General features: G+C 38.4%; 17 protein-coding genes. 11 read left to right on the forward strand and 6 right to left on the reverse strand.

Annotated elements, in window-relative coordinates:
* Positions 1-52: 52 nt before the first annotated feature.
* Positions 53-520, reverse strand: coding sequence for a ribosome maturation factor RimP (rimP, locus tag H4J52_RS16855; RefSeq protein WP_182182078.1), 468 nt, complete (start codon positions 518-520; stop codon positions 53-55).
* 573 nt (positions 521-1,093) lie between these two features.
* Between rimP and H4J52_RS16860 the strand changes: the two genes are divergently transcribed.
* The 9 genes from H4J52_RS16860 (at position 1,094) to H4J52_RS16900 (ending at position 10,081) form a co-directional block, all read left to right on the forward strand.
* On the forward strand, positions 1,094-2,887 hold the full coding sequence (locus H4J52_RS16860) for a GGDEF domain-containing protein (RefSeq protein WP_310649682.1): 1,794 nt from the start codon (positions 1,094-1,096) through the stop codon (positions 2,885-2,887).
* Between the two features lie 156 nt (positions 2,888-3,043).
* Positions 3,044-3,625, forward strand: coding sequence for an electron transport complex subunit RsxA (gene rsxA / locus H4J52_RS16865; RefSeq protein ID WP_182182076.1), 582 nt, complete (start codon positions 3,044-3,046; stop codon positions 3,623-3,625).
* Entirely contained in the window at positions 3,625-4,191 is a 567-nt protein-coding gene (gene rsxB, locus H4J52_RS16870; protein ID WP_220460131.1) for an electron transport complex subunit RsxB, read from the forward strand. Before rsxA ends, rsxB begins: the two co-directional genes overlap by 1 nt.
* A gap of 10 nt (positions 4,192-4,201) precedes the next feature.
* The gene (rsxC, locus tag H4J52_RS16875) at positions 4,202-6,331 is read left to right on the forward strand and encodes an electron transport complex subunit RsxC (RefSeq protein WP_182225279.1); all 2,130 of its coding nucleotides are present in this window, start codon (positions 4,202-4,204) and stop codon (positions 6,329-6,331) included.
* Positions 6,332-6,335: 4 nt separating this feature from the next.
* Entirely contained in the window at positions 6,336-7,412 is a 1,077-nt protein-coding gene (gene rsxD, locus H4J52_RS16880) for an electron transport complex subunit RsxD (RefSeq protein WP_182182074.1), read from the forward strand.
* Positions 7,412-8,074, forward strand: coding sequence for an electron transport complex subunit RsxG (gene rsxG / locus H4J52_RS16885; protein ID WP_182223381.1), 663 nt, complete (start codon positions 7,412-7,414; stop codon positions 8,072-8,074). The genes rsxD and rsxG overlap by 1 nt, the downstream gene beginning before the upstream one ends.
* Before the next feature lie 2 nt (positions 8,075-8,076).
* Positions 8,077-8,784, forward strand: a complete 708-nt coding sequence (locus tag H4J52_RS16890) for an electron transport complex subunit E (protein ID WP_182225281.1) — start codon at positions 8,077-8,079, stop codon at positions 8,782-8,784.
* A 20-nt stretch (positions 8,785-8,804) separates the two neighbouring features.
* Positions 8,805-9,467 carry an endonuclease III gene (nth, locus tag H4J52_RS16895; RefSeq protein WP_182182071.1) on the forward strand — a complete coding sequence of 221 codons (663 nt, stop codon included), beginning with the start codon at positions 8,805-8,807 and terminating at the stop codon, positions 9,465-9,467.
* A gap of 194 nt (positions 9,468-9,661) precedes the next feature.
* Positions 9,662-10,081, forward strand: a complete 420-nt coding sequence (locus tag H4J52_RS16900) for a VOC family protein (protein WP_182182070.1) — start codon at positions 9,662-9,664, stop codon at positions 10,079-10,081.
* Positions 10,082-10,135: 54 nt separating this feature from the next.
* Here the strand turns inward: H4J52_RS16900 and H4J52_RS16905 are convergent, their stop codons facing one another.
* Positions 10,136-12,211, reverse strand: coding sequence for a fused MFS/spermidine synthase (locus tag H4J52_RS16905; protein WP_182182069.1), 2,076 nt, complete (start codon positions 12,209-12,211; stop codon positions 10,136-10,138).
* A 250-nt stretch (positions 12,212-12,461) separates the two neighbouring features.
* Complete coding sequence (gene topA, locus H4J52_RS16910) at positions 12,462-15,167, reverse strand: type I DNA topoisomerase (RefSeq protein WP_182225283.1); 2,706 nt, start codon at positions 15,165-15,167, stop codon at positions 12,462-12,464.
* A gap of 398 nt (positions 15,168-15,565) precedes the next feature.
* Between topA and H4J52_RS16915 the strand changes: the two genes are divergently transcribed.
* Positions 15,566-16,678: an arginase family protein gene (locus H4J52_RS16915; RefSeq protein WP_182182067.1), complete on the forward strand. Its 1,113-nt coding sequence runs from the start codon at positions 15,566-15,568 to the stop codon at positions 16,676-16,678.
* A gap of 72 nt (positions 16,679-16,750) precedes the next feature.
* Here the strand turns inward: H4J52_RS16915 and H4J52_RS16920 are convergent, their stop codons facing one another.
* Complete coding sequence (locus H4J52_RS16920; RefSeq protein ID WP_182182066.1) at positions 16,751-19,468, reverse strand: hypothetical protein; 2,718 nt, start codon at positions 19,466-19,468, stop codon at positions 16,751-16,753.
* A gap of 171 nt (positions 19,469-19,639) precedes the next feature.
* Here H4J52_RS16920 and H4J52_RS16925 point away from each other — a divergent pair, with 171 nt between their 5' ends.
* Entirely contained in the window at positions 19,640-20,992 is a 1,353-nt protein-coding gene (locus H4J52_RS16925; RefSeq protein ID WP_182182065.1) for a dicarboxylate/amino acid:cation symporter, read from the forward strand.
* Positions 20,993-21,070: 78 nt separating this feature from the next.
* On the opposite strand, the gene kdsA is transcribed toward H4J52_RS16925, so the two are convergent.
* Both kdsA and H4J52_RS16935 read right to left on the reverse strand, forming a co-directional pair.
* Positions 21,071-21,919: a 3-deoxy-8-phosphooctulonate synthase gene (gene kdsA / locus H4J52_RS16930; RefSeq protein WP_182182064.1), complete on the reverse strand. Its 849-nt coding sequence runs from the start codon at positions 21,917-21,919 to the stop codon at positions 21,071-21,073.
* A 35-nt stretch (positions 21,920-21,954) separates the two neighbouring features.
* Positions 21,955-23,217: a DUF819 domain-containing protein gene (locus H4J52_RS16935; RefSeq protein ID WP_182182063.1), complete on the reverse strand. Its 1,263-nt coding sequence runs from the start codon at positions 23,215-23,217 to the stop codon at positions 21,955-21,957.
* Positions 23,218-23,271: the final 54 nt, after the last annotated feature.

Here is a 23,271-nt window from a genome sequence, read left to right on the forward strand (position 1 = left end):
GTACAAAATTGAACAACTACGTATTTTTTATTTTATTATTATGATTTTTTGATTAAGTCTTTTTATTATGGTTAAAAACCAAATTAGCCTTAACTATATTACCGAGCACTAAATCATAGTCTTCGCCATCAACCGTTACAATTAACGTGTCATTTTCAACGGCAACTAAACGCCCTTTAAATTTACGACGACCATTTAATGGTATAGACAATTTCACTTCGATAATTTCACCAATCACTGCTTCATAGTGGGGTTTATCGAATAAAGGTCGGTCTAAACCTGGCGATGATACTTCTAAATTAAACTCACTGCTGATAGGATCTTCTACGTCAAGAATAGCTCCTACCTGACGGCTAACTTCTGCGCAGTCATCAACATCAATACCATTCTCATGGTCGATAAATAAACGTAATACTGAATTATTACCTGCACTGATATATTCAATACCTAATAATTCCTTGCCAACTTCTTCAACAGCAGGACGTAACATGTCTGTTAATTTATGTTCAAACTTAGCCAATCATTTTCTCCAAATAAAATCTTACTTTATCTTTCTGTATCAACATTCAGATACAAAAAAAGGGCTTATAGCCCAGCAATTCTTAAAACTTATCGTGCTGAAAAGGTTCCAGATACGAAAAAGCCCCATTACGCGGGGCTTATTACACTGACCCACGATGTTGATTTAACCTAGTGACTTATAAACTAAGCCGTTAAATCGATACAACAATATAAAATTATTTTAAAGTTTTGCTTTAAGCACTTTTAACTTTACTTCAAGCGTAAGGAACTAAAAAATGAATTTCAGTGAAATATTGTTGTATTTAAGCTAAGCTAATTATATAGCGCCTACCAGCGAATCGCAAGCCTAATTCATACTATAAGCAATAAAAGCTCAACTTATGTGGGGCATTGCTCTTAATATAATATATCACTCTAAATAACAGCTAGTTAGTAATTTTTTATCAAGCATGCTATAAATTAAGTAAGTCTAATCTTTGCAGTAAATCGACATATTATGTATAGCTATTTTCAATTATTAATTCGCAATGTCCTTTTAGGGATTTTTTTTAATATTCTTATCGCTGTAATCGTGAGCTATATTTTCTCTTCTGCTCTGTCGAGCAGACAGTTAGATATACAAAAATCCATTGCCGCTGTTGTTGATATTTCAGAAAGAAACGATCAATTTAAAAGCGTTAATAAATTGATGAATTTAGCTGATTTTCAGTTATTCTCATTAACAAAAGAAAACAAAGATATATTTGAGCATAAAACACCCCGTTCAAATATTCTTGTCACTTTAATTTCCCCTGAAAAAATAGTTTTTACAAGCGAACTAAAAACAACTATCAGTTACCAAGTAAATAGCAATACTTCAGCAACATTAGTGTTGAAAATAATGACTATATCCATTCTTGTTAGCCTTATTATTATTTTTATTGCTTGCTCTTTAAGTGTTAAACACACTAAACAGCTTGTTTTTGTCGTCAATAAAAAAATTAAACACGGCATCGCACAAGTCATCTCGATGAATAAACTTGAACCTGACGATGAAGTTATGGATATTCCTGAATTAACCTCTGGATTAAAAAAGGTTGAAGCGCTTATCTCATCGCATATCGATGACACTACGGCACTCGAAAAACAAGCCTATATTGAACCATTGACAAAATTAGAGAACCGTAATCGATTTATTCAATTCTTTGCTAATGACGAAAACCAAGTTGAATTTGGCGTTTTAGCTATAACTCGTTGCTCTGAACTGCAAATAATTAATCAAATACACGGTTACAATGAAGGTGACCATTATATTTGTAAAGTAGCAGAAATCATCAAAAGTGTTACTGCAACCTATCGCGGTGCTAATGTTTATCGACTCAACAGCTCTGACTTTGCAACCCTTTTACCCAATATTACTCTAAAAGAAGCAGAAAACGCAGCAAATGAATTATCGCGTAAGTTTAACGCTTATCAACAATCATCAGATCTAGATTCAGTTGGCTATACTGGATTAGTTTATTTTGATAAAGACAAACCACTGGGTGAATTACTCGCATTAGCAGACACGGGTATAAGCATTGCACAAACTCAGCAAATAAACGCCTGGTTTTCACAAAGTAACACAGATATTTTACAGAGCGCGAGTGCTAATTATGGTAACCAGAACTGGCGTCAAGAAATAGAGAGTGTCTTAGAAAATCAACGCCTAAAATTACTTGTTCAGCAGATAAAACCCAATAGTCGTAACAATAAAGTTTATGGCGAAATTCTTGCTCGGTTTTTAAATTCAAGTGGTGAAGTGCTCCCTACCGCCTCTTTTATCGCTATGGCGGAAAAGCTCGATAAAATGGTTGCTGTAGACAAAATGATTATCGAAAAAGTCATCAATGAAATTAAAGTAAAAAACTTACATGAGCAGTTTTTTGGTATCAATATCAGTGCTCGAAGTATTCATGATGAACATTTTTTAATTTGGTTGGAACGTCGTTTATTAAAAGAGGCAACAATTGCGTCGAAATTAATTTTTGAAATTACTGAATATGGCCTGCAACAAAACATCAAAACCAGTAAACGCTTTATCGATATGATTCACCGTGTCGGCTCACGCATTACTGTTGAACGTTTTGGTGTTGGATTAACCTCATTTAAGTTTTTTCGTGATCTTAAACCTGATTTTATTAAAATGGATAGCTCCTACACACGTGATATCGATGATGATAAGAACAATCAATATTTCATCCGATTGATGGTTGACCTTGCACATAGACTTAGCATAACAGTTTTAGCTGAAAGTGTTGAAAGTCAAGAAGAAAAGTTTACTTTAGAAAAGTTATTCATTGATGGTTGCCAAGGTTTTTATTTAGGAAAACCTGATGTTCTTTAATCTAAAAAAGCTAAAATATTAATAATCTTTAGTAAAATTGTCCTTACACCATAACAAGGTGTTGCATATGCAACAAAAATTAAGCCATTGAGCGGTTGTCATCTGATGAATAAAGTCGGATAATAGTGCGAATTATCTCATAAAATTAATTCTCAAATGACAGATTATCTACTGCTGTTAGTTAGCACAGTATTAGTCAATAACTTTGTACTCGTAAAGTTCCTAGGTTTATGCCCATTTATGGGTGTGTCTTCTCGTACTGAAACTGCTATCGGTATGTCATTTGCCACCACCTTTGTAATGACTATTGCTTCGTTGCTCAGTTACATCGTTAACACCTATATTTTAGCCCCCTTGGGTCTAGAATATTTAACGACAATGATGTTTATATTAGTCATTGCCGTGGTTGTTCAATTTACCGAAATGGTCGTACATAAAACCAGTGCCAACTTATACCGTTTACTGGGTATCTTCTTGCCACTCATTACGACTAATTGCGCAGTATTAGGTGTCGCCTTATTAAATATATATGAGCAACATAACTTTCTTGAATCAATCGTTTATGGTTTTGGTGCCGCTGTAGGGTTTTCTCTTGTTCTTATTATGTTTTCAGCCATGCGCGAAAAACTGGCTAATGCAGATATCCCTAAACCTTTTAAAGGTTCTGCTATTGCGATGATAACCGCGGGCTTAATGTCGCTTGCCTTTATGGGTTTTACTGGATTGGTGAAGTTATAATGAGCGTACTAGTGACCACTCTTTTGGCCATATTAGTCCTTGGCTGTATGGCATTAGTCTTTGGTGCTATCCTCGGTTTTGCCTCGGTAAAATTCCATGTCGAAGGAGATCCTCTTGCCGAACAAGTTGACGCTATATTACCGCAAACACAATGTGGTCAATGTGGATACCCTGGTTGTAAACCTTATGCAGAAGCAGTAGCAAATGGTGAAGCGATAAATAAATGTGCTCCTGGTGGTGAAGACACTATCAAAAAAATTGCCGATTTGATGGGAGTTGAACCACCACCATTAGATGAAAGCCATGATACAGATAACTCTCCTAAAGTTGCGTTCATTATTGAAGAAGATTGTATCGGCTGCACAAAATGCATCCAAGCCTGCCCTGTTGACGCAATTTTAGGAACAACCAAACAAATGCACACCATAATAGCCGATGAATGTACCGGCTGTGATTTATGTGTTGAACCTTGCCCAGTTGATTGCATAGTAATGATACCTATTGCTAAAACGCCACAAAACTGGCAATGGGATCTTAATAATATACCCTTAGTACAGCTTGATTAGGTGAGGATTCGTGGGATCAGTGATTGAACGTATAAAACGAGGCAACTTTTGGACTTTTCATGGCGGCATTCACCCTCCTGAACAAAAGTTTTTAACCACTGACAAGCCAATCAGAGCGGTTAGTATACCTGAACAACTAATATTACCATTACAACAACACATCGGTATTGCTGGTGAGTTACAAGTAAAAGTTGGTGATAAGGTATTAAAAGGGCAAGCACTTACACACAGTATGCACCCAATGGCCGTGCCTATTCATGCACCGACAAGTGGCACTATTAGTGCTGTCAAAAATGCGGTTATTGCGCATCCTTCAGGTCTAAGTGAATTATGCTTATTTATTACGCCTGATGGTGAAGACAAATGGCGAGAACGCCATATTTGTATTGATTTTAATCAACTAACAAATAATGAATTAATTGATAAAATTGCGTCCGCTGGTATTTCAGGTATGGGTGGCGCGGGCTTCCCTACACAAGTAAAGGTCAGTATTCGAGAAAAAATAAAATTTCTTATTATTAATGCCGCCGAGTGTGAACCTTATATTAGCGCTGACGATTTATTAATGCGTGAACACAGCCCGTCAATCTTAGATGGTATTAATATACTCGACCGTATTCTTTCGCCTGCTTATATTCTTATCGGAATTGAAGAAAACAAACCCGAAGCAATAAAAGTGTTACAACAAGCAACCGCCCATAATGAGCATATTCAAGTCTGTGTAGTACCCACTAAATATCCTACAGGTGGTGAAAAACAACTCATTCAAATATTAACAGGTCAAGAAGTGCCATCTGGTGTTTTACCAAGTTCTTTAGGTATTGTTATGCATAATATTGCGACTTGTTTTGCTATTGCTGATGCCGTAATAAACGATATACCTCTAATAAAAAGAGTGGTTACGGTTAGTGGCCAGGCTTTAAAAAAGCCTCAAAATGTCTGGTCATTACTTGGAACTCCTGTAGGTTTTTTACTTGAGCAGTGTGGTTACGCTAATAAAAATAAAAAGCATATCATTATGGGCGGTCCGATGATGGGCTACAGTTTGCCAACAGATCAAGTGCCTGTGGTAAAAACAACCAACTGTGTACTCGCCCCAAGTGAGCAAGAGATATCGTCACCTTATTCCACTGGCACAGGGGAAATTGAATGCATTCGATGTGGGCAATGTAGTGATGTCTGCCCTAGCCAACTTTTACCACAAGAATTACAGTGGAGCGCTAAAGCAAAAGATCAGCCACAACTTGAAAAACTCAACCTATTCGATTGTATCGAATGTGGCGCTTGTGCGTATGTTTGTCCAAGCCAAATTCCATTAGTACACTATTATCGTGTAGCAAAATCTGAAATTCGCACACAAAAGCAATTAGATATAAAAGCAGAACATGCAAAAGTAAGGTTTGAAGCGCGTAAAGAACGCCTGGCAAGAGACAAAATAGCACGAGAAGAAAAGCACAAAGCAGCAGCCGAAGCACGTAAAGTACGAATGAACTCAGGTACACCCCAAGCAAAAACTGAGAAATCAGCGGTTGCTGAGGCTTTAGCACGCGTCAAAGCCAAGAAAGCTCAACAAACTAAAATCGGCGATAGCGTAACTGCTGACCACACAGTTACACCAATAGACGTAGAACAAAAAAGTCAGGTAAGTGCGGCTATTGCTAGAGCAAAAGCAAAAAAACTTGCTGCTCAGCAAAACATACCAACAGAAAAATCTGTATCAGTTGATACAACAGATGATATCGCAATCGAGCCTGTTAATGACAAAAAAGCTAAAATTGCTGCCGCAGTTGCCAAGGCTAAAGCAAGAAAGCTTACTGAGAAAAGTAATGATACCGCACTAGCCACGAATAAAAATACGCTCGACGATAACACTGTTATATCAAAGCAGGTCGAAAAGTCTGTTGACGATAAAAAAGCGAAAATTGCTGCCGCAGTTGCCAAGGCTAAAGCAAGAAAGCTTGCTGAGAAAAGCAATGATACCGCACTAGCTTCGAATAAAAATACGCTCGACGACAACACCGTTATATCGAAGGTGGTCGCAAAGCCTGTTAACGATAAAAAAGCGAAAATTGCAGCCACAGTTACCGAAGCCAAAGCAAGCAAACTTGCTGAACAACAAACAAAATTAGAGTCGACATAATATTATGGCCTTTTGGATAGCAAGCTCACCACATAATCACGTGCAAAGTGAAACCTCAGCAATAATGCGTCTAGTCATTTATGCCACGATCCCAGGGGTATTTGCCCAATGGTACTTTTTTGGCTGGGGGAATTTAATACATATTTCACTCGCCATTATTACCGCCCTAGTGGCAGAGTTTACTGTGTTGTCTTTACGAGAAAAGAATATAAAGGCGCAACTATTTGATGGAAGCTCAATTCTAACCGCGGTATTAATCGGCATTAGCTTACCCGCAATAGCGCCATGGTGGATCACTGTGATTGGTGCATCCTTTGCTATTATTGTTGTTAAACAACTTTATGGTGGTCTCGGACATAACCCTTTCAATCCTGCAATGGCCGCTTATGTGGTGTTATTAATCTCATTTCCCTTACAAATGACTTCATGGCTACCACCGTTAGAACTCATGGCATTGCCCTTAAACTTTGCTGATACCTTATCTGTAATTGTTAGTGGCTTTACCATTGACGGATATTCTGTTGAACAACTAAGAACACATATTGACGGTTATACTATGGCAACACCGCTCGATACAGTAAAAACAAACCTAACACTGGGAATGACGATTGCTGAAAGCATGGAAAGCCCGGTTATTGGCGAAAATTTTGGTGTAGGTTGGGAATGGGTTAGTGCTGGGTTTTTACTTGGTGGTCTCTTCTTAATAGGTAAAAAGACAATTCATTGGGCAACACCATTTAGTTTTTTAGCAAGCATATTTGTATGTTCATTAATCGCATTTTTATATAGCCAAGACAGTAATGCTTCAACTTTGTTTCATTGGTTTAACGGCGCATGCATGTTTGGAGCGTTCTTTATCTTAACAGACCCTGTTTCCGGTGCGACGAGTGTTAAAGGGCGTATCGTTTTTGCCGCATTAGCAGGCTTTCTCGTGTTCATTATTAGAAAGTACGGTGGCTACCCTGATGGAGTAGCATTCGCTGTACTAATTTGTAATATGGCAGCACCATTGATCGATCAATATACACGCCCTCGTACCTATGGGCATAATATTTCACCAAGTAAATCAGGAAATGAATAATGGCCCTTTCACTTACTAGTGCCGTCAGTAAAAACGCCAAAATTCTCGCTTTATTTGCTATTGCTTGTACCGCTATTGTTGCAGTCGTCCACTTACTCACTAAAGATCAGATTATCTTGCAACAACAACAAGAATTATTACGCAACTTAAACAGTATTATCGCCAAAGACAGCTACAACAATGTGATCTATAAAGACTGTTATATTTTGCCAAATGCTGCATTAGGTACGGTTTCACCACAAAAAGTTTACCGTGCAAGAAAAAATGATAGCGCAGTCGCTGCAGCTATTACGACAGTTGCCCCAGACGGATACAGCGGAAATATAGAGCTTATTATTGCCATTAATATAGATGGCAGTATTAGTGGTGTCAGAACGTTAAAACACCAAGAAACGCCCGGGCTTGGCGATAAAGTAGAAGAAAAGAAAAGCGATTGGATAAACAGCTTTACCGGCATGAAATTAGCCCATGATAATGATGGCCGTTGGTTAGTGAAAAAAGATGGTGGCATGTTTGACCAATTCACCGGGGCCACTATCACACCACGTGCTGTCGTTAAAGCCGTTCGCAACACCGTTAGCTATTTTAACGCACACCAAAGTGAACTATTTGAAGCTACCAGTAATTGCCCAAGCCAGAAAACGGCTAAAGGAACCAAATAGTCATGAAAATTAACGACGAATATAAAGAATTAGCTTGGCAAGGTTTATGGAAAAACAACCCTGGTATCGTACAACTTTTAGGCTTGTGTCCATTACTGGCAGTCACTTCAACGTTAACAAACGCGATTGGTTTAGGGCTAGCAACTTTATTTGTACTTATTTGTTCAAATACGACCGTATCGGCCATTCGTAAGTGGGTACCTAAAGAAATTAGGATCCCTATTTTTGTGTTAATCATTGCGTCTTTTGTTACCTGTGTACAACTACTCATGAATGCCTATACCTTTGGTTTGTATCAATCATTAGGTATATTTCTCCCCTTGATCGTCACCAATTGTGCGATTATTGGTCGAGCTGAGGCATACGCCTCTAAAAACCCCATCAAACGAGCAAGTTTTGACGGATTAATGATGGGCCTAGGTTTTTTATTAATACTGATGTTGTTAGGGGCCGTAAGAGAAGTACTTGGTCAAGGAACATTGTTTGATGGTGCGACTTTATTACTTGGAGAATGGGCAAGTATATTGCGTATCGAAGTCTATACGCTCGATAGCCAATTCTTACTGGCAATACTGCCCCCTGGTGCTTTTATTGTGATGGGGTTATTTATTGCTTTAAAAAATGCGATTGACGATCGAGTAGCGGCTGCTAAACCTAAAACAGAAAATCACGAAATTTCCCGTGTTCGTGTCAATTTTGATGAAAAATAACAATCATAAAGAAAACAATTATGAATAAAGTGCAGCGTTTAGAAATATTAACTCGTTTACGAGATAATAACCCTCATCCGACCACTGAACTTAACTTTTCTTCACCTTTTGAACTGTTAATCGCTGTACTACTTTCAGCACAGTCAACTGATGTCGGTGTTAATAAAGCGACAGCGAAGCTTTACCCTGTTGCTAATACGCCTCAAGCTATTATTGATTTAGGGCTTGATGGTTTGAAGTTTTATATAAAGACCATTGGTTTGTTTAATACTAAAGCTGCCAATACTTTAAAAACTTGCCAAATGCTGGTCAACTTGCATGGCGGTGAAGTACCTGAAAATAGAGCAGCACTAGAAGCCTTACCCGGCGTTGGCAGAAAAACGGCTAATGTTGTGTTAAATACGGCTTTTGGTCAGTTAAAAGATAATGAAGGAAAATACTTTATTGCTGTGGATACCCATATTCAACGACTCGCAAATCGTACGGGTTACGCAAAAGGTAAAACTGTTGAAGAAACAGAAAAAAACATTATTAAGAATACGCCAAGAAAAAGTGAATTTTTTTATAATTTACACCACTGGTTTATTCTCCATGGTCGTTATACTTGCATAGCAAGAACCCCTCGTTGTGGCTCTTGTATTATTGAAGATTTATGTGGCTTTAAAGAAAAAACTAGTGAGTAGGGCTAATAAAGTCAATTGATTTTTAAGTTTATAAATAATTAAGAGGATTAGGCTTTAATTATGATAATAAATAAAATACCCTCTATTTATAGCATTCACTTACTATTATTAACCATAATTTCTTATAGCGTATCAAACAAATATTTTGATGCTGTAAAGAATTTAGCTTTACTAACTAAGCAAACAGGATCAAGATGAAATTTTTACATACTATGGTGCGCGTTCATGACTTAGAAAAGTCTCTCAATTTCTATATCAATCAGCTAGGCCTCATTGAAACAAAGCGTGTTGATATACCTAAAGGAAAATTTTCATTAATATTTCTTGCCACAGAAATTGGCGCTCCTGAAATTGAACTGACGCATAACTGGGATTCTCAGGAAGACTATACAGCGGGTAGAAACTTTGGTCATTTAGCTTTCGAGGTTGCTGATATCTATAAAACCTGCGAGAAGCTTATGGCAGCTGGGGTTATTATTAATCGTCCACCACGAGACGGCCATATGGCTTTCGTAAAATCACCAGATGGCATATCCATTGAGTTATTACAAAAAGACGAGTCATTAGCCCCACAAGAGCCTTGGTTAAGTATGGAAAATATAGGTAGCTGGTAGGTTTATCTATCACCCTCTTGTCGATAACCGATGGTTTAACAAGCGGGTGAATTATCATTTAAGCACAGACAATAAATCACTGTGTTCGTCGGTCCAAACTACCTTTTTATTTTGATCTACGCTTTCTGCTGGCCAATCACGCCGATAGACTTTTATTCGAGCATTATCTAAAAACAATCGATTATTCGTCAACAAAACCCACTGAACATTATGTTCGTTCTCTTTATTTGCATTCGTTTCAACATAAATAATTTCTTTATTTAAAACGCTCGCTAACCCACGCACTAAAGGCGTTAAATTTAAGTGTGAATTCGAAATATGTATCGCCAGCACACCATCATGCTTTAAGTGCTTAAAATACAGTAATAAGGCTTCTTGTGTTAATAGATGCTGTGGAATAGAGTCACCAGAAAAAGCGTCAATCACTAAAGTATCAAACTGCTGACTGCCTAAATCATCTAACTGTTTCTGTAAGCTCACCCGACCGTCCCCTAGCACCAGCTCAATGTTAGCAGCAGAATCTTTTAGGTAGCTAAAGTAGTTTTGTGCTGCAAAGATAACCGCAGGATTTAATTCATAAAAAACATAGTGGTCACCTTCATTACCATAGGCAGCTAAAGTTCCAGCACCCAAGCCAACAAAACCGGCATTGATCTTTTGATGCCTGCCCTCGTCTAACCTCTGTTTTGTGAGTTGTTCGAGCACAAGAGCAACACCGGTATTTTTTCTATAATAACTTAGCGGAATAGTCTCTTCTCCACTTTCTAAAGATTGTGTGCCGTGCGATGTCGTTCCATCAATCAAACGACGTTGAATTTTATTGTTAATTTCAACATCTTTAACACTTAAAATACCGTAAAAGTTACGCTCACTCGCTACATTTGTTTTAATAAAAAGGGTATTCAAATAGAATAATCCCCCCATAAAACTTATAGCTAAAATGAGATTACTTGTTACTAACCACGTTTGCTTTTTAAGACGAGTTCGCTGTTGTGAATAAATACTCAATGCTAAAAGGACAAAGACACCAATAATAGCCAAAGGGAACTCTAAGAATTGATCAAAGATATTTTGCGCAATAAAAGCGACAAAAGCACTGCCCAAAAATCCGCCCAGTGACATAAATAAATAAAATAAAGTTAACTGTTCAACTTGTGGTTTTAAACGCGCTAACTCACCATGGCAAATCATACATGCAATAAATAGAATGCTCGCATAAATAACAACTTGTGAAATAATATCGAACCCAGATCCAATAAAATACATCAACAATGCCAAGCAAGCAGTAAGTACAAATAACGCAAACCAATATTCACGCACATACCATTTAGGGCTATGAAAACTAATAATAAAAGTAAGAAGGTATAAACAAAGGGGGAGTATCCATAAAAAGGGGACCGGTGGAACATTTTGCGTCATTGCATTCGTGGTTGCCACTAATAAAATCACCCCAACCATAGCAAGGGCTATCCATAAAGTTTTATCAAGTAACGAGGCGCTATCATGGTTTTTAACCTTTTTGTCACGCGTATGTACCTGTTGAGAACTCAATGATAATTTCGACATTTTCCACAGTAGAGTTACCATCATCAATGAATATATTACATAACCCAAAGTCCAATAGTTCGATTGCTGAGTTGTAGAAAAAAGTGGCTCAAACAGAAAAGGAAAGCTTATTAGCGCCAGCAATGAGCCTAAATTAGATAATGAATATAATTGATAAGGAAGTTTGCCTACTTCGATATACGTTAACCATCGCTGTATTAACGGACCCGTTGACGACAAAATAAAATAAGGTAAACCTATTGAAATGGTTAATAACAACAATATATTGTGGAGAGGCGAAGTGGACGGTGAAAAAGTGCCCAAACTTTGAATGCCAATAGGAAGAAATAACACACTACAGACAATCAATATTAAATGAATACTTAACTGTTTTTTTACTGACTTAAGGTGCGTTAAGCAATGTGCGTAGAAATACCCCAAAAATAAAAAGGCTTGAAAGAATAACAAGCATGCGGTCCAAACAGCTGCTCCACCACCAAAATAAGGCAGAATTAATTTAGCAATGAGTGGCTGTACTTGAAATAATAAAAAAGCACTTAAAAAAATAATCGCTAAATATAGCATTTAATATGTTTCTCTTAATCGTCAATATAGACCGAGTATTGAATAATATAGCTAGGCTTAAGAAATCAGTACTCAATGAGACTTAGTGAGCGTACTTCCTGTACATCGTCATTCTTTCACATCCATGTGATCATGACATTGCCTATACAGATGTAGGTACTAAGCTTTTGTCCGGAACAAAAAGCGGACCGCACTTCCTGTACATAAAAAAAGCGCTACATAGCGCTTTTTTTATTATCAGCTAAATTGATTATTCAGCTTTTGCCTTTGGTTTCGCTTTGGGCTTTGCTTTGGCTTTGGCTTTGGCTTTGAGTTTTACTTTTTTCTTTGCTTCTTCAACCCATTTACCTTCAACATACTTTGCATTCCACCCCGTTGCTTTAGGTTTTGCGCCTTCCGCTTCAGGTGCAAGTTCGGTCATTACATATTGTTCTTTTGTTTTACGACTATAACGTACAACAGCTAAGTTACCGTCTGGATCTTTAGCTGGAGCATCGGCTAAATAATAAAATTTACTCGAAATTCTATCTCTAAAACGTTGTAACTCTTCAACTTTAGGTGCGCGTGTTTCTCTTGAACGTGGGAAAGTATTCGCTGCTAAGAAAATACCTGCGGCGCCGTCACGTAAAACAAAATGTGCTTCCGACTTTTCACAAGGTAATTCAGGTAACTGAACAGGGTCTTCTTTCGGAGGAGCCGCTTCACCACTCGCTAATAACTTACGGGTGTTTTTACATTCAGCATTGGTACAATCAAAATACTTACCAAAACGACCTGACTTGAGTTCCATTTCAGCTTCACAACGATCACATTCTAAAATAGGACCGTCATAACCCTTAATTTTAAACTCGCCCTTTTCAACTTCAATACCATCACAAACAGGATTGTTACCACACACATGTAATTTACGTGTTTCATCAATCAAGTAACTGTCCATCGCCGTACTACATTTATCACAGCGTCGCATGGCACGTAAGGCATCTGTTTCTTGGTCTTCAACTAATACACTAACGGCTTCTTCACCTGAAGTAAGGTTCATGGTTTGCGTACAGCGTTCTTTCGGTGGTAAAGCATAACCAGAACAACCTAAAAACACTCCTGTAGAAGCCGTGCGGATCCCCATTTTACGACCACACGTTGGGCAATCAATATCGGTTAATACCGGCTCATTGTTGCGCATACCACCTTCTTCAGTTGGCATGTCAGCTTGACTTAATTGTTTAGTAAAGTTTTTATAAAAACCGTTAAGTACTTCTTTCCAATTGGTTTTCCCCTCAGCCACTTCATCAAGCTCTTGTTCCATGTTGGCGGTAAAATCATAGTTCATTAAGTCTTTGAAGCTTTCAGATAAACTGTCAGTGACAATTTCACCCATTTTTTCAGCGTAAAAACGCTTTTTATCCAAGCGCGCATAACCACGGTCTTGAATAGTCGAGATTATTGATGCATACGTTGAAGGACGACCAATTGAACGTTTTTCTAATTCTTTAACTAATGATGCTTCGCCAAAACGTGCAGGCGGTTTAGTAAAATGCTGAGCAGGGTTTAATTGTTCAAGGGTTAATACTTCACCCACCGACAAATCAGGTAAGTGCTTATCATCACCTTTTGATAATTGCGGGTGAACTCTTGTCCAACCGTCAAATTGCATTACGCGACCTTTGGCTTTTAAATCAAAGCCTGAAGCACCAACCGTAATCGTACTGACGGTATAACGTGCTGCCGTCATTTGACAAGCGACAAATTGACGCCAAATAAGATCGTACAGTTTTTTAGCATCCGCTTCGATACCGTCCATAAAAGCAGATTCTATTTTAACATTTGACGGACGAATCGCTTCATGAGCCTCTTGCGCACCAGATTTACTGTTATAAACTTTTGCTTTTTCAGGTAAGTAATTCTCACCAAAATTCTTAGCAATATAGCCACGACACATTTCAACAGCATCTTTACTTAAATTGGTTGAATCGGTTCGCATATAAGTAATATGACCGGCTTCATATAAGCGCTGTGCCAAGCCCATAGTACGTTTGACGCCAAAACCTAATTTAGTACTCGCCGCTTGTTGCAGCGTCGACGTAATAAAAGGAGCAGATGGCGTACTTTTTGATGGTTTATCGTCTCGTTTATCAACGGTATATGCCGCACTTTTTAAGGTTGCTAATGCTTTATTTGTATCGGTTTCATTGGTAGGTTTAAACGCTTTACCATTTTCATGGGTAACATCTAATGGAAAGTCTAACCCTGAGGCTGTTTTTGTATCTGCGGTAATTTCCCAAAATTCTTTTGGATCAAACGCCTTAATTTCACGTTCTTTTTCAACAACTAACTTTACGGCTACCGACTGCACACGACCTGCAGACAAACCGCGAGCAACTTTCTTCCACAATAATGGACTCACCATAAAGCCAACGACGCGGTCAAGAAAGCGTCGCGCTTGTTGTGCGTTAACGCCAGGCATGCTTAATTCACCTGGGGTAGAAAAAGCTTGCTGGATAGCATTTTCGGTTATTTCATTAAAAACAACACGTTTAAACTTGCTGTCATCACCACCAATAATTTCTTTTAAGTGCCAGGCAATCGCTTCACCCTCGCGATCCAAATCGGTTGCGAGATAGATAGTGTCGGCTGAGCCGGCAAGTTTGATTAATTCAGCAACAACTTTTTCTTTACCTTCAAGTATTTGATAATTTGCTTCCCAATCGTTTTCAGGATCAATACCCATACGGTTAACAAGTGCTTGCTTATCACGTTTAGCTTTATATTTCGCTTTTGCTGCTGGTGCCATTTTTCTGACTTCAGCAGGAGATTTTGCAGCAACTTTTTTACCTGTACTGCTATGAGGAAGATCACGAACATGACCAACACTAGATTTCACAATAAAGTCTTTACCAAGATATTTGTTAATTGTCTTCGCTTTGGCTGGTGATTCGACAATAACCAGAGATTTTGCCATATATATATACTTTCCTACGTCACTGGCTATTTTTTTTGCCAGTATAATTACATTTCGGTTATAACTGTCTAAAAATTAGCCGAGCAACTCATTTTTAGCGCAATTAAACCATAAATCATTGAAATTAGAATTCCTATTAGATATATCGGTAAATAACCAAGCTGACAAGTTATTATTTTTAATAACATCGCCTAATTAAGCTATTTTCGTTATAATGCCATCAATATTTCAGTCTCATCACAATATAAATCTAATAAAATTTTAGGTGCTGACGATAATTGAATTCTTTATCTAATTCAATTATTCAGAAAATAAAACCTAAAAACACCTATGTAAAACACTATTCCTTTACTATTAATAAATAGCATGAAAGGGATAAATAACAAGAGTATAAATATATGACAACTTCATGGACCAATTTACAGGAAAAACTTGCCAACTGTCTATGCCCTGCAGGTAATGGGGTTTTTACCGTCAATACCGCTAAAGAGCGTAAAGAGCAACTGCATCAAGCATTATTTGGCCAATCAACCGATATTGATAATTTATGGAAAGACTCTTTAAACAAGCTTCCTGATGCATCAAATGCTGTTATCTTAGGTGTAGCCTCTGATTGTGGTGGTGGAATTTTACGTGGTGCAAACTGGGGACCATTATTTGTACGTTCAGCCTTACTTGAACAGTATCCTGACCTTGAAGCATTTGACATAGGAGATGTGCGTGTTATTCCTCATTTACTTCATGACAAATATTTAAATGAAGCCACACTATCTAACTGTAGAAAAGCACTTTATAAAGATGAAAACAGCCCTTATGCGGTTAGCCCATTAACCATTACTGAAGATGTATTACACGATTTTTATGCTGAGTTTCCTGAGAAAGGTATTTTCGGTATTGGCGGTGATCACTCAGTAAGCTATCCGTTAACAAAAGCTTATTTACAAGCGAAGAAAAAACGTGGCATCCGTGCAGCTATTATTCATTTTGATGCCCACACTGATTTGTTGGTTGAACGCTTAGGTATCGATTTATGCTTTGGCTCTTGGTGTACCCATATTTTAGATGATTTACATGAAAAACATCATTTGATTCAAGTTGGTATTCGATCGAGCGGTCGTCCAAAATCTCACTGGGAAAGCACTTTTGGTGTCAGACAGCATTGGGCTCATGAAGTGAAAGAGCTGGGTGTTGAAAAAATCATTGAAAATATTTTAGCGCAATTACAAGATGAAAATATCGATGAGCTTTATGTCAGCTTTGATATTGATGCGCTCGATGAAACTGTCGCTGCTGCGACAGGCACACCAGAGCCCGACGGTTTATTTCAAAATGAAACAATGGATATTCTTCGCGCTTTAGCGGCGAAATACCGTATTACCGGTGCCGACATGATGGAAATTGCTCCTTTTACTGACAGCACAGGTTTAGGAAAAGAAAGTCGAGACAAAACATTAGCGGCTGGCGCTGAAATATCAGCATTCTTATTAGCCGAGATGGCTAAGGCCAAATAGCTATTCGTTGTAACTATCATTTTTAGACAATAAAAAAGCTCCCTTAGGAGCTTTTTTATTGTCTAAATTTTACTACTGAATATCTATTTTAGTTTCTGAAAAAAAAGTAGTGAGTCCATTAGGTGTTGTTACTTCCATAATTAACACCCCTGCTTTAGCTTCTTTCTCACCTTTAATACTCACAGCATAAGTAGCGCCGCCATTATTATTATCGTTTGGCCAAGTAAAATCGCTAGGACCAACGATAGTGCCAGCCGTTGCAGTAAACTTTATGGTGGTTCCAACTGGCATTGGTTGGTTATGTAAATCAGAAATAGTAACAGATACAGAGCCAGTATTTTCACCCTTGATGTAGACTGTGTTGTCATAACGGCTATCAATATAATTATGCGTTTCAAGAGTATCCGTGGTACCCGAATCATTATCCCAATCATTCGATATTTCGATAGAGACAACATTAGCACTACATAGGCCGTTTTTGCGCGCAATGATTATTGCATCCTCATCAGCCACTTTGGGTGTCTGAACAAGATCTGAATTAAATTCCGTCTTAACACGGATATCACCACTAGTACCTTCATCAACTCTCAAAAAATTAACAACCGTCGATGAATTATCTGACGTAGTCGCAATGCACACTCTCGGGTTACTGCCGGACATTACTAATACCAATTGCCCTCTAACATCAAGTGATTTTTGCGCGGAACAGCCTGCATGATTAGGTATGGCACATAATACACCGTTATATAACCCATCTTTGCCATCGTAGAGTCCATTAGCGTTAAAATCTGAAGGTTCCTCTAGTTCTCCTCCAATATCCCCACTGCCATCACTTGGATTAAAGACTTGATCTTCGTTATAGTCAGAAAAGGCTTCGGGTAAATCATAAGGTTGGCCAGAAACATCATTACCTGAGTAAATTATATCTGCTCCAGCTTCATTTATGCTGCCATCAGCATTACAAGGTTTACCTGTGCCTCCATTAAAGGCCTTGACTTCACAAACATCAAAGCGACCATTACCATTTAGATCAGGAAAAGACTCTTCTCCAATAGTTGTAGCTAAAACAGTTGCCCTACCTCCATATCTTTGTCCCATTGTATTTATATTTTCAGGTGCATGTAATGGGTTGTTTAAATCAACCAATATATGCCCTTCAGGACGAGGGTTTTGGCTTCGCCAAATTACGAAGCACGCTCCACTATCATCTGTTGTGCATTGCTTTTCAGCTGATGAATTACCTATTGAGCCACCCTCTGTAGTAAAGTAAACCACTGTAGGAGGAGGTGGATTATTAAAAGCATCAGCTAAACGAGCAGTAACAATAACTTCGGTGCCAGTTAGATTCCATGCTTCTGGGTTTAATATATCAGCTCCTAGGGTAAAACTGTCCTGGTCTGGAATCCCCGTCGATACAATTAAATTACTTGATTGTGTGGAAATAAGGGGATTGGTGTCTCGAATACTAGCGGTAACAACAACCGCATGAGAAACCGAACCAGAATTCACAACAGTTTGCACTAAACCATTATTATCTGTAGTAGCACTGGTAGGAATAACATTCATACCACCTACATCTGTATTTAGAGAAAAATCAACATCACTATTGTTTATAGGATTACCATTGGTATCTAATACTCTAAAAATAATGGTAGAGCTTTCAGGTCGTTCCGTACTACCTGTTCCTAGAATAGAAATATATTCAGGTGTTGCTGAAACAAACTCTATGCTACCAGCATCCGCAGGTAAAACGGTGACCATTCCGTTAGCTGATAAATTTATCCCCCCTGCATTGGCGGTGACATTAATTTGATCTTCCCCAATACAACCTTTCGCTAAATAAGTACTGGTAGCAACGCCATTAGATGTTGTTACCGGCGAACTTAATGTGGCTGTTGGTATTGTTTGACTGGTACAGCTAGAGGAAAATTCTATATCGACAGGCTCAGCAAAGTTATTACCTTGGTCGTCAATAATAATCACAGAAACAACGGTTGTTCCCCCTGCAGAAATGGTATCTAGACTTATATCAGCAACACCTTCCACAAACGGGTCACCGCTACCAATTTCAACAGTAGAAGAGCCAACAACTAATAATACTTGCCCGGTTTCACCACTAGTAATAGAAGCTGTCACAGTGCCCGCACCTAATGAGTCTCCAGCATAAATATCAACAATGGCTTGATTGTCGGCATTAGTTATCGCCGATGGGATCGGTATGTCGCCAACTGTTGAACTAAAAGTAACGATTAAAGGTGCGCTAATACCATCAATAGTCGCGATTACTCTCGCAGGTTTTGATGACGTTACCGTATCAGTAGAGGCCCCTTCTCCGTCTATTAAAGTGACACTGATATTGATATCACCAACAATACCAATATCATCACCTTGTGTTTTAAAGCCTAATGGAACGCTAGAGGTTTCACCAGAGGAAAGAGAAGCGGATATTTCACCAGCACCACGAACACTCCCCGCGGTTAACGTGATAGTCGCTTCACCGTTGTCATTGGTTAATGCCGAGCCAGACGATGGCGAAAAAACGCCTAAAGTTGTCGTAAAAGTAACCGCTCTATTGGTTACGGGCAAAGCGCCTTGCATGACAGTCGCGGTAACGATAACCGGTGCAGCACCCGTAACGGTCGTATCAGAAATATTTAATAAAAGTGTACTCACGACCGAACCACCTTCAACAGGTGTTTCAACTCGAGACAAGCCGCCATCTCCACTTCCACCACAGCCACTTAGCGTGATAAATAAAATCCAAAAACCCAAACGTTTAAGTTGTGCCATGCAAGTATCCCTTAATTTTTAATTACATCTTCATTAATAGTAACTTATATTATAAAAATTTCATTAAAAATAGCGCTATAGTTGCTTTTTAATCAATAGCTTTTTAATCAATGAATTACCTGTTAATCTACTCTTCATAATTTATAATAAAAAATAACGTTGCATTTCTTTATGACTGATAAAAAAAAAGCTAGTTTAACCGCTAGAATCGTTACTGGTATGCTTGCTGGCATCGCAGTAGGCGTGTTCTTACAATTTCTGATGCCAAACAAATCAGACTTTGTTATCCCTCTCTATTTCTTTGAAATTTCATTACGATCATTTTTGGTTGACGGGATTTTTGAAGTCATTGGGCAAATTTTCATTTCAAGTTTGAAAATGCTGGTTGTTCCACTTGTTTTTGTATCCCTTATCTGTGGCACGTGTTCATTAAAAGACACGACAAAACTTGGCCGCATTGGCGGTAAAGCTATTGCCCTTTATTTAATCACTACAGCAATAGCCATTAGCTTCGCGATGTTTTTAGCGTTATTAATAAGCCCAGGTGAAGGGGTCAACATGGCCTCAGACACAACTTTCGCCAGTAAAGAAGCGCCATCGTTAGCGCAAGTTTTTATTCAAATGTTCCCGAGTAACCCGTTTGAAGCTTTTGCAAAAGGCAATATGCTACAAGTCATTGTCTTTGCCTTACTGTTTGGTATTGCCATTGCGCTCTCAGGTAAAGCTGGCGAACGTGTAGCTAGCTTATTTGAAGACATGAGTACAGTTATTATGCGCTTGGTCACTATCTTAATGAATCTTGCCCCATACGGTGTCTTCTGTTTATTAGCGAGTTTGTTCACTGATATGTCGATTGATATTTTCAAGAACCTAATGATCTATTTTTTAGTGGTTTTCTTTGCGTTAATATTGCATGCAACAGTTACTTATTCGACTATCTTAAAAGTAATGACAGGCTTGAGCCCTATTACCTTTTTAAGAAAAATGCGTGATACCGTTATCTTTGCATTTTCTACCGCCAGCAGTAATGCAACTATACCCGTGACACTAGAAACCGTGACAAAAAAAATGGGTGTTAAAAATTCAATCGCTTCGTTTACGGTACCATTAGGTGCAACCATTAATATGGATGGTACCGCTATCATGCAAGGTGTTGCCACCGTATTTATTGCGCAAGTATTTAATGTCGATTTAACGTTTAGCCAATATTTAATGGTAATACTTACCGCTACACTTGCATCGATAGGTACCGCTGGGGTTCCAGGAGTCGGTTTAATAATGCTTGCCATGGTATTAGACCAAGTAGGCTTACCTGTTGAAGGTATTGGATTAATTATCGGTGTGGACCGCTTACTTGATATGACCAGAACGGCAGTGAATGTTACCGGTGATAGCATGGTATCGATTGTAGTCGCTAAATCTGAAAACCAGTTTGATGAAGAGGTTTTTTATAATGACAATGCCGGTAGTAAAATTGAGAATATTGATTTTCATCATTTAGATAAAAATCAAAGTGACAGTTAACACATTTAACCTCATAATCGCTTAATAAAAAAGGTGCTTTTAAGCACCTTTTTTATTAAGTTGAATTGGTACAACAAGCTAGCCAGTAATTAATGGCGTAAATGATTTAACTAAATCATCAATTGATTTCATTTGCTGTAAGTAAGGTTCAAGTTTATCGAGAGGTAACGCGCAAGGGCCATCACACTTAGCCTTATCGGGGTCAGGGTGTGATTCTATAAATAAACCCGCCAAACCTAATGCCATGCCACTACGTGCCAATTGGGCGGCTTTAGCACGACGTCCGCCAGCAGAATCTTCTCGACCACCTGGTTGTTGTAAAGCATGAGTTGCATCAAATATGACTGGCGCATAATCTTTCATTTCGTCCATCGCCAGCATGTCAACAACAAGATTGTTATAACCATAACAGCTGCCACGCTCACAAAGAATAACGTGCTCATTACCAGCTTCTGAAAATTTCTTAATGATATGGCGCATTTCATGGGCGGCAAGGAACTGTGGTTTTTTAACGTTAATAATTGCATTGGTTTTCGCCATTGCTACCACAAGATCAGTTTGGCGCGCTAAAAATGCGGGTAGCTGAATAATATCAACTACCTCTGCAACTGGCTGTGCTTGATGTACTTCATGGACGTCAGTAATAATTGGTACATTGAACGTCGACTTAATTTCTTCAAATATTCTCAAACCTTCTTCTAAGCCTGGTCCTCGGTATGAATGAACAGAAGAACGATTAGCTTTATCAAAAGATGCCTTGAACACATAAGGAATATTGAGTTTTTGTGTCACTTCTACATAGTGCTCGGCAGTACTCATCGCTAAATCACGCGACTCTAATACATTCATACCACCAAATAATACAAACGGCTTATCGTTCGCTATTTCAATATTGTATTTATTGAGTTTTATTGAAGCTATTGTCATAATTTTTCCCAAGTAAGTCTGGTGCTAACAAACGATTAGCTACCAATAATTCTTAACAACTGGCCACATAGCCAAGCCATATAGGTGCCTAAAGCGTAACCTAACACCGCAAGTAAAACGCCTACAGGCGCTAAAGAAGGATGAAATGCTGAAGCGATAACAGGCGCAGAAGCAGCACCACCAATATTCGCTTTACTACCAACAGCTAAGTAGAAAATAGGCGCTTTAATTATTTTTCCTACAATGAGTAGTAAAATAACATGCACTAACATCCAAACAACGCCAATAGCGATATATTTCGGTGACTCTACAATTTGAGTAACGTCCATATGCAAACCTATAGTCGCCACTAACACGTATAATAAACTGCTACCTACTTTCGATGCACCTACAGCTTCAAGCTTTCTCGCTTTAGTAAACGACAATCCTAAACCAATGGTTGTCACTAATACGATGATCCAGAATAGCTTTGAATGTAAGCTAAACCTTTTCAAGTCAGGGAAGTTCATTTGAAAGTACGGCACTAAATAGTCTGCGGCAAAATGTGCTAAACCAGCAGCGCCAAACCCTACGGCGATAATCAGCATAAAGTCTTTTAAAACAGGTGATTTGGTGTTTTCCCGTTGCGAAGCTTCAACACGGTCAATTAATCTATCGATTGCAGAAGTATCAGCGCCACTCTTCGCATCAATGCGTTTATGATTAGCGGCTAAATACAGTAATACCGCCATCCACAAGTTGGCGACAACAATATCAACGGTAACCATAATAGTGAATATTTTTCCGTCAGCGCCATAAATCTCTTTCATTGCCAACATATTCGCACCACCGCCTATCCAACTACCTGCCAGTGCAGCCATACCACGCCAAACAGCTTCAGGCCCTGTAACACCAAGCAGTTCAGGCCAAATAGCTGAAATCGCTAATAAGGCAATTGGGCCGCCAATAACGACACCAATCGTCCCCGTTAAAAACATGATAATGGCTTTATTACCCAAACCAACGATAGCTTTTATGTCAATGCTCAAAGTTAATAAAACTAAACAAGCCGGTAACAAGTAATACTTAGCGACTTCGTCTACTTGACTCAATTCTGCACTAACAATGCCAAAAGTGTTTAACAAAGACGGCAGTAAATAACACATCAGTAATGCGGGTATGTATTTATAGAACTTCTTAAAGGCTGGATGTTCACTATTAGATGTATAGAAAACGAACCCAAGTATTATCGCGAGCAATCCCATAACGGTGGCATCATTCGTGATAAAAGGGCTATTATTGATTATTTGATCTTCCATTGATTAACCTTGTTATTTTTATTGGGTTTATGTGTAAGGCTTACCTTACTTTCA

Source organism: Colwellia sp. MB02u-14 (assembly GCF_014076915.1).
Classification (GTDB): Bacteria; Pseudomonadota; Gammaproteobacteria; order Enterobacterales; family Alteromonadaceae; genus Colwellia_A.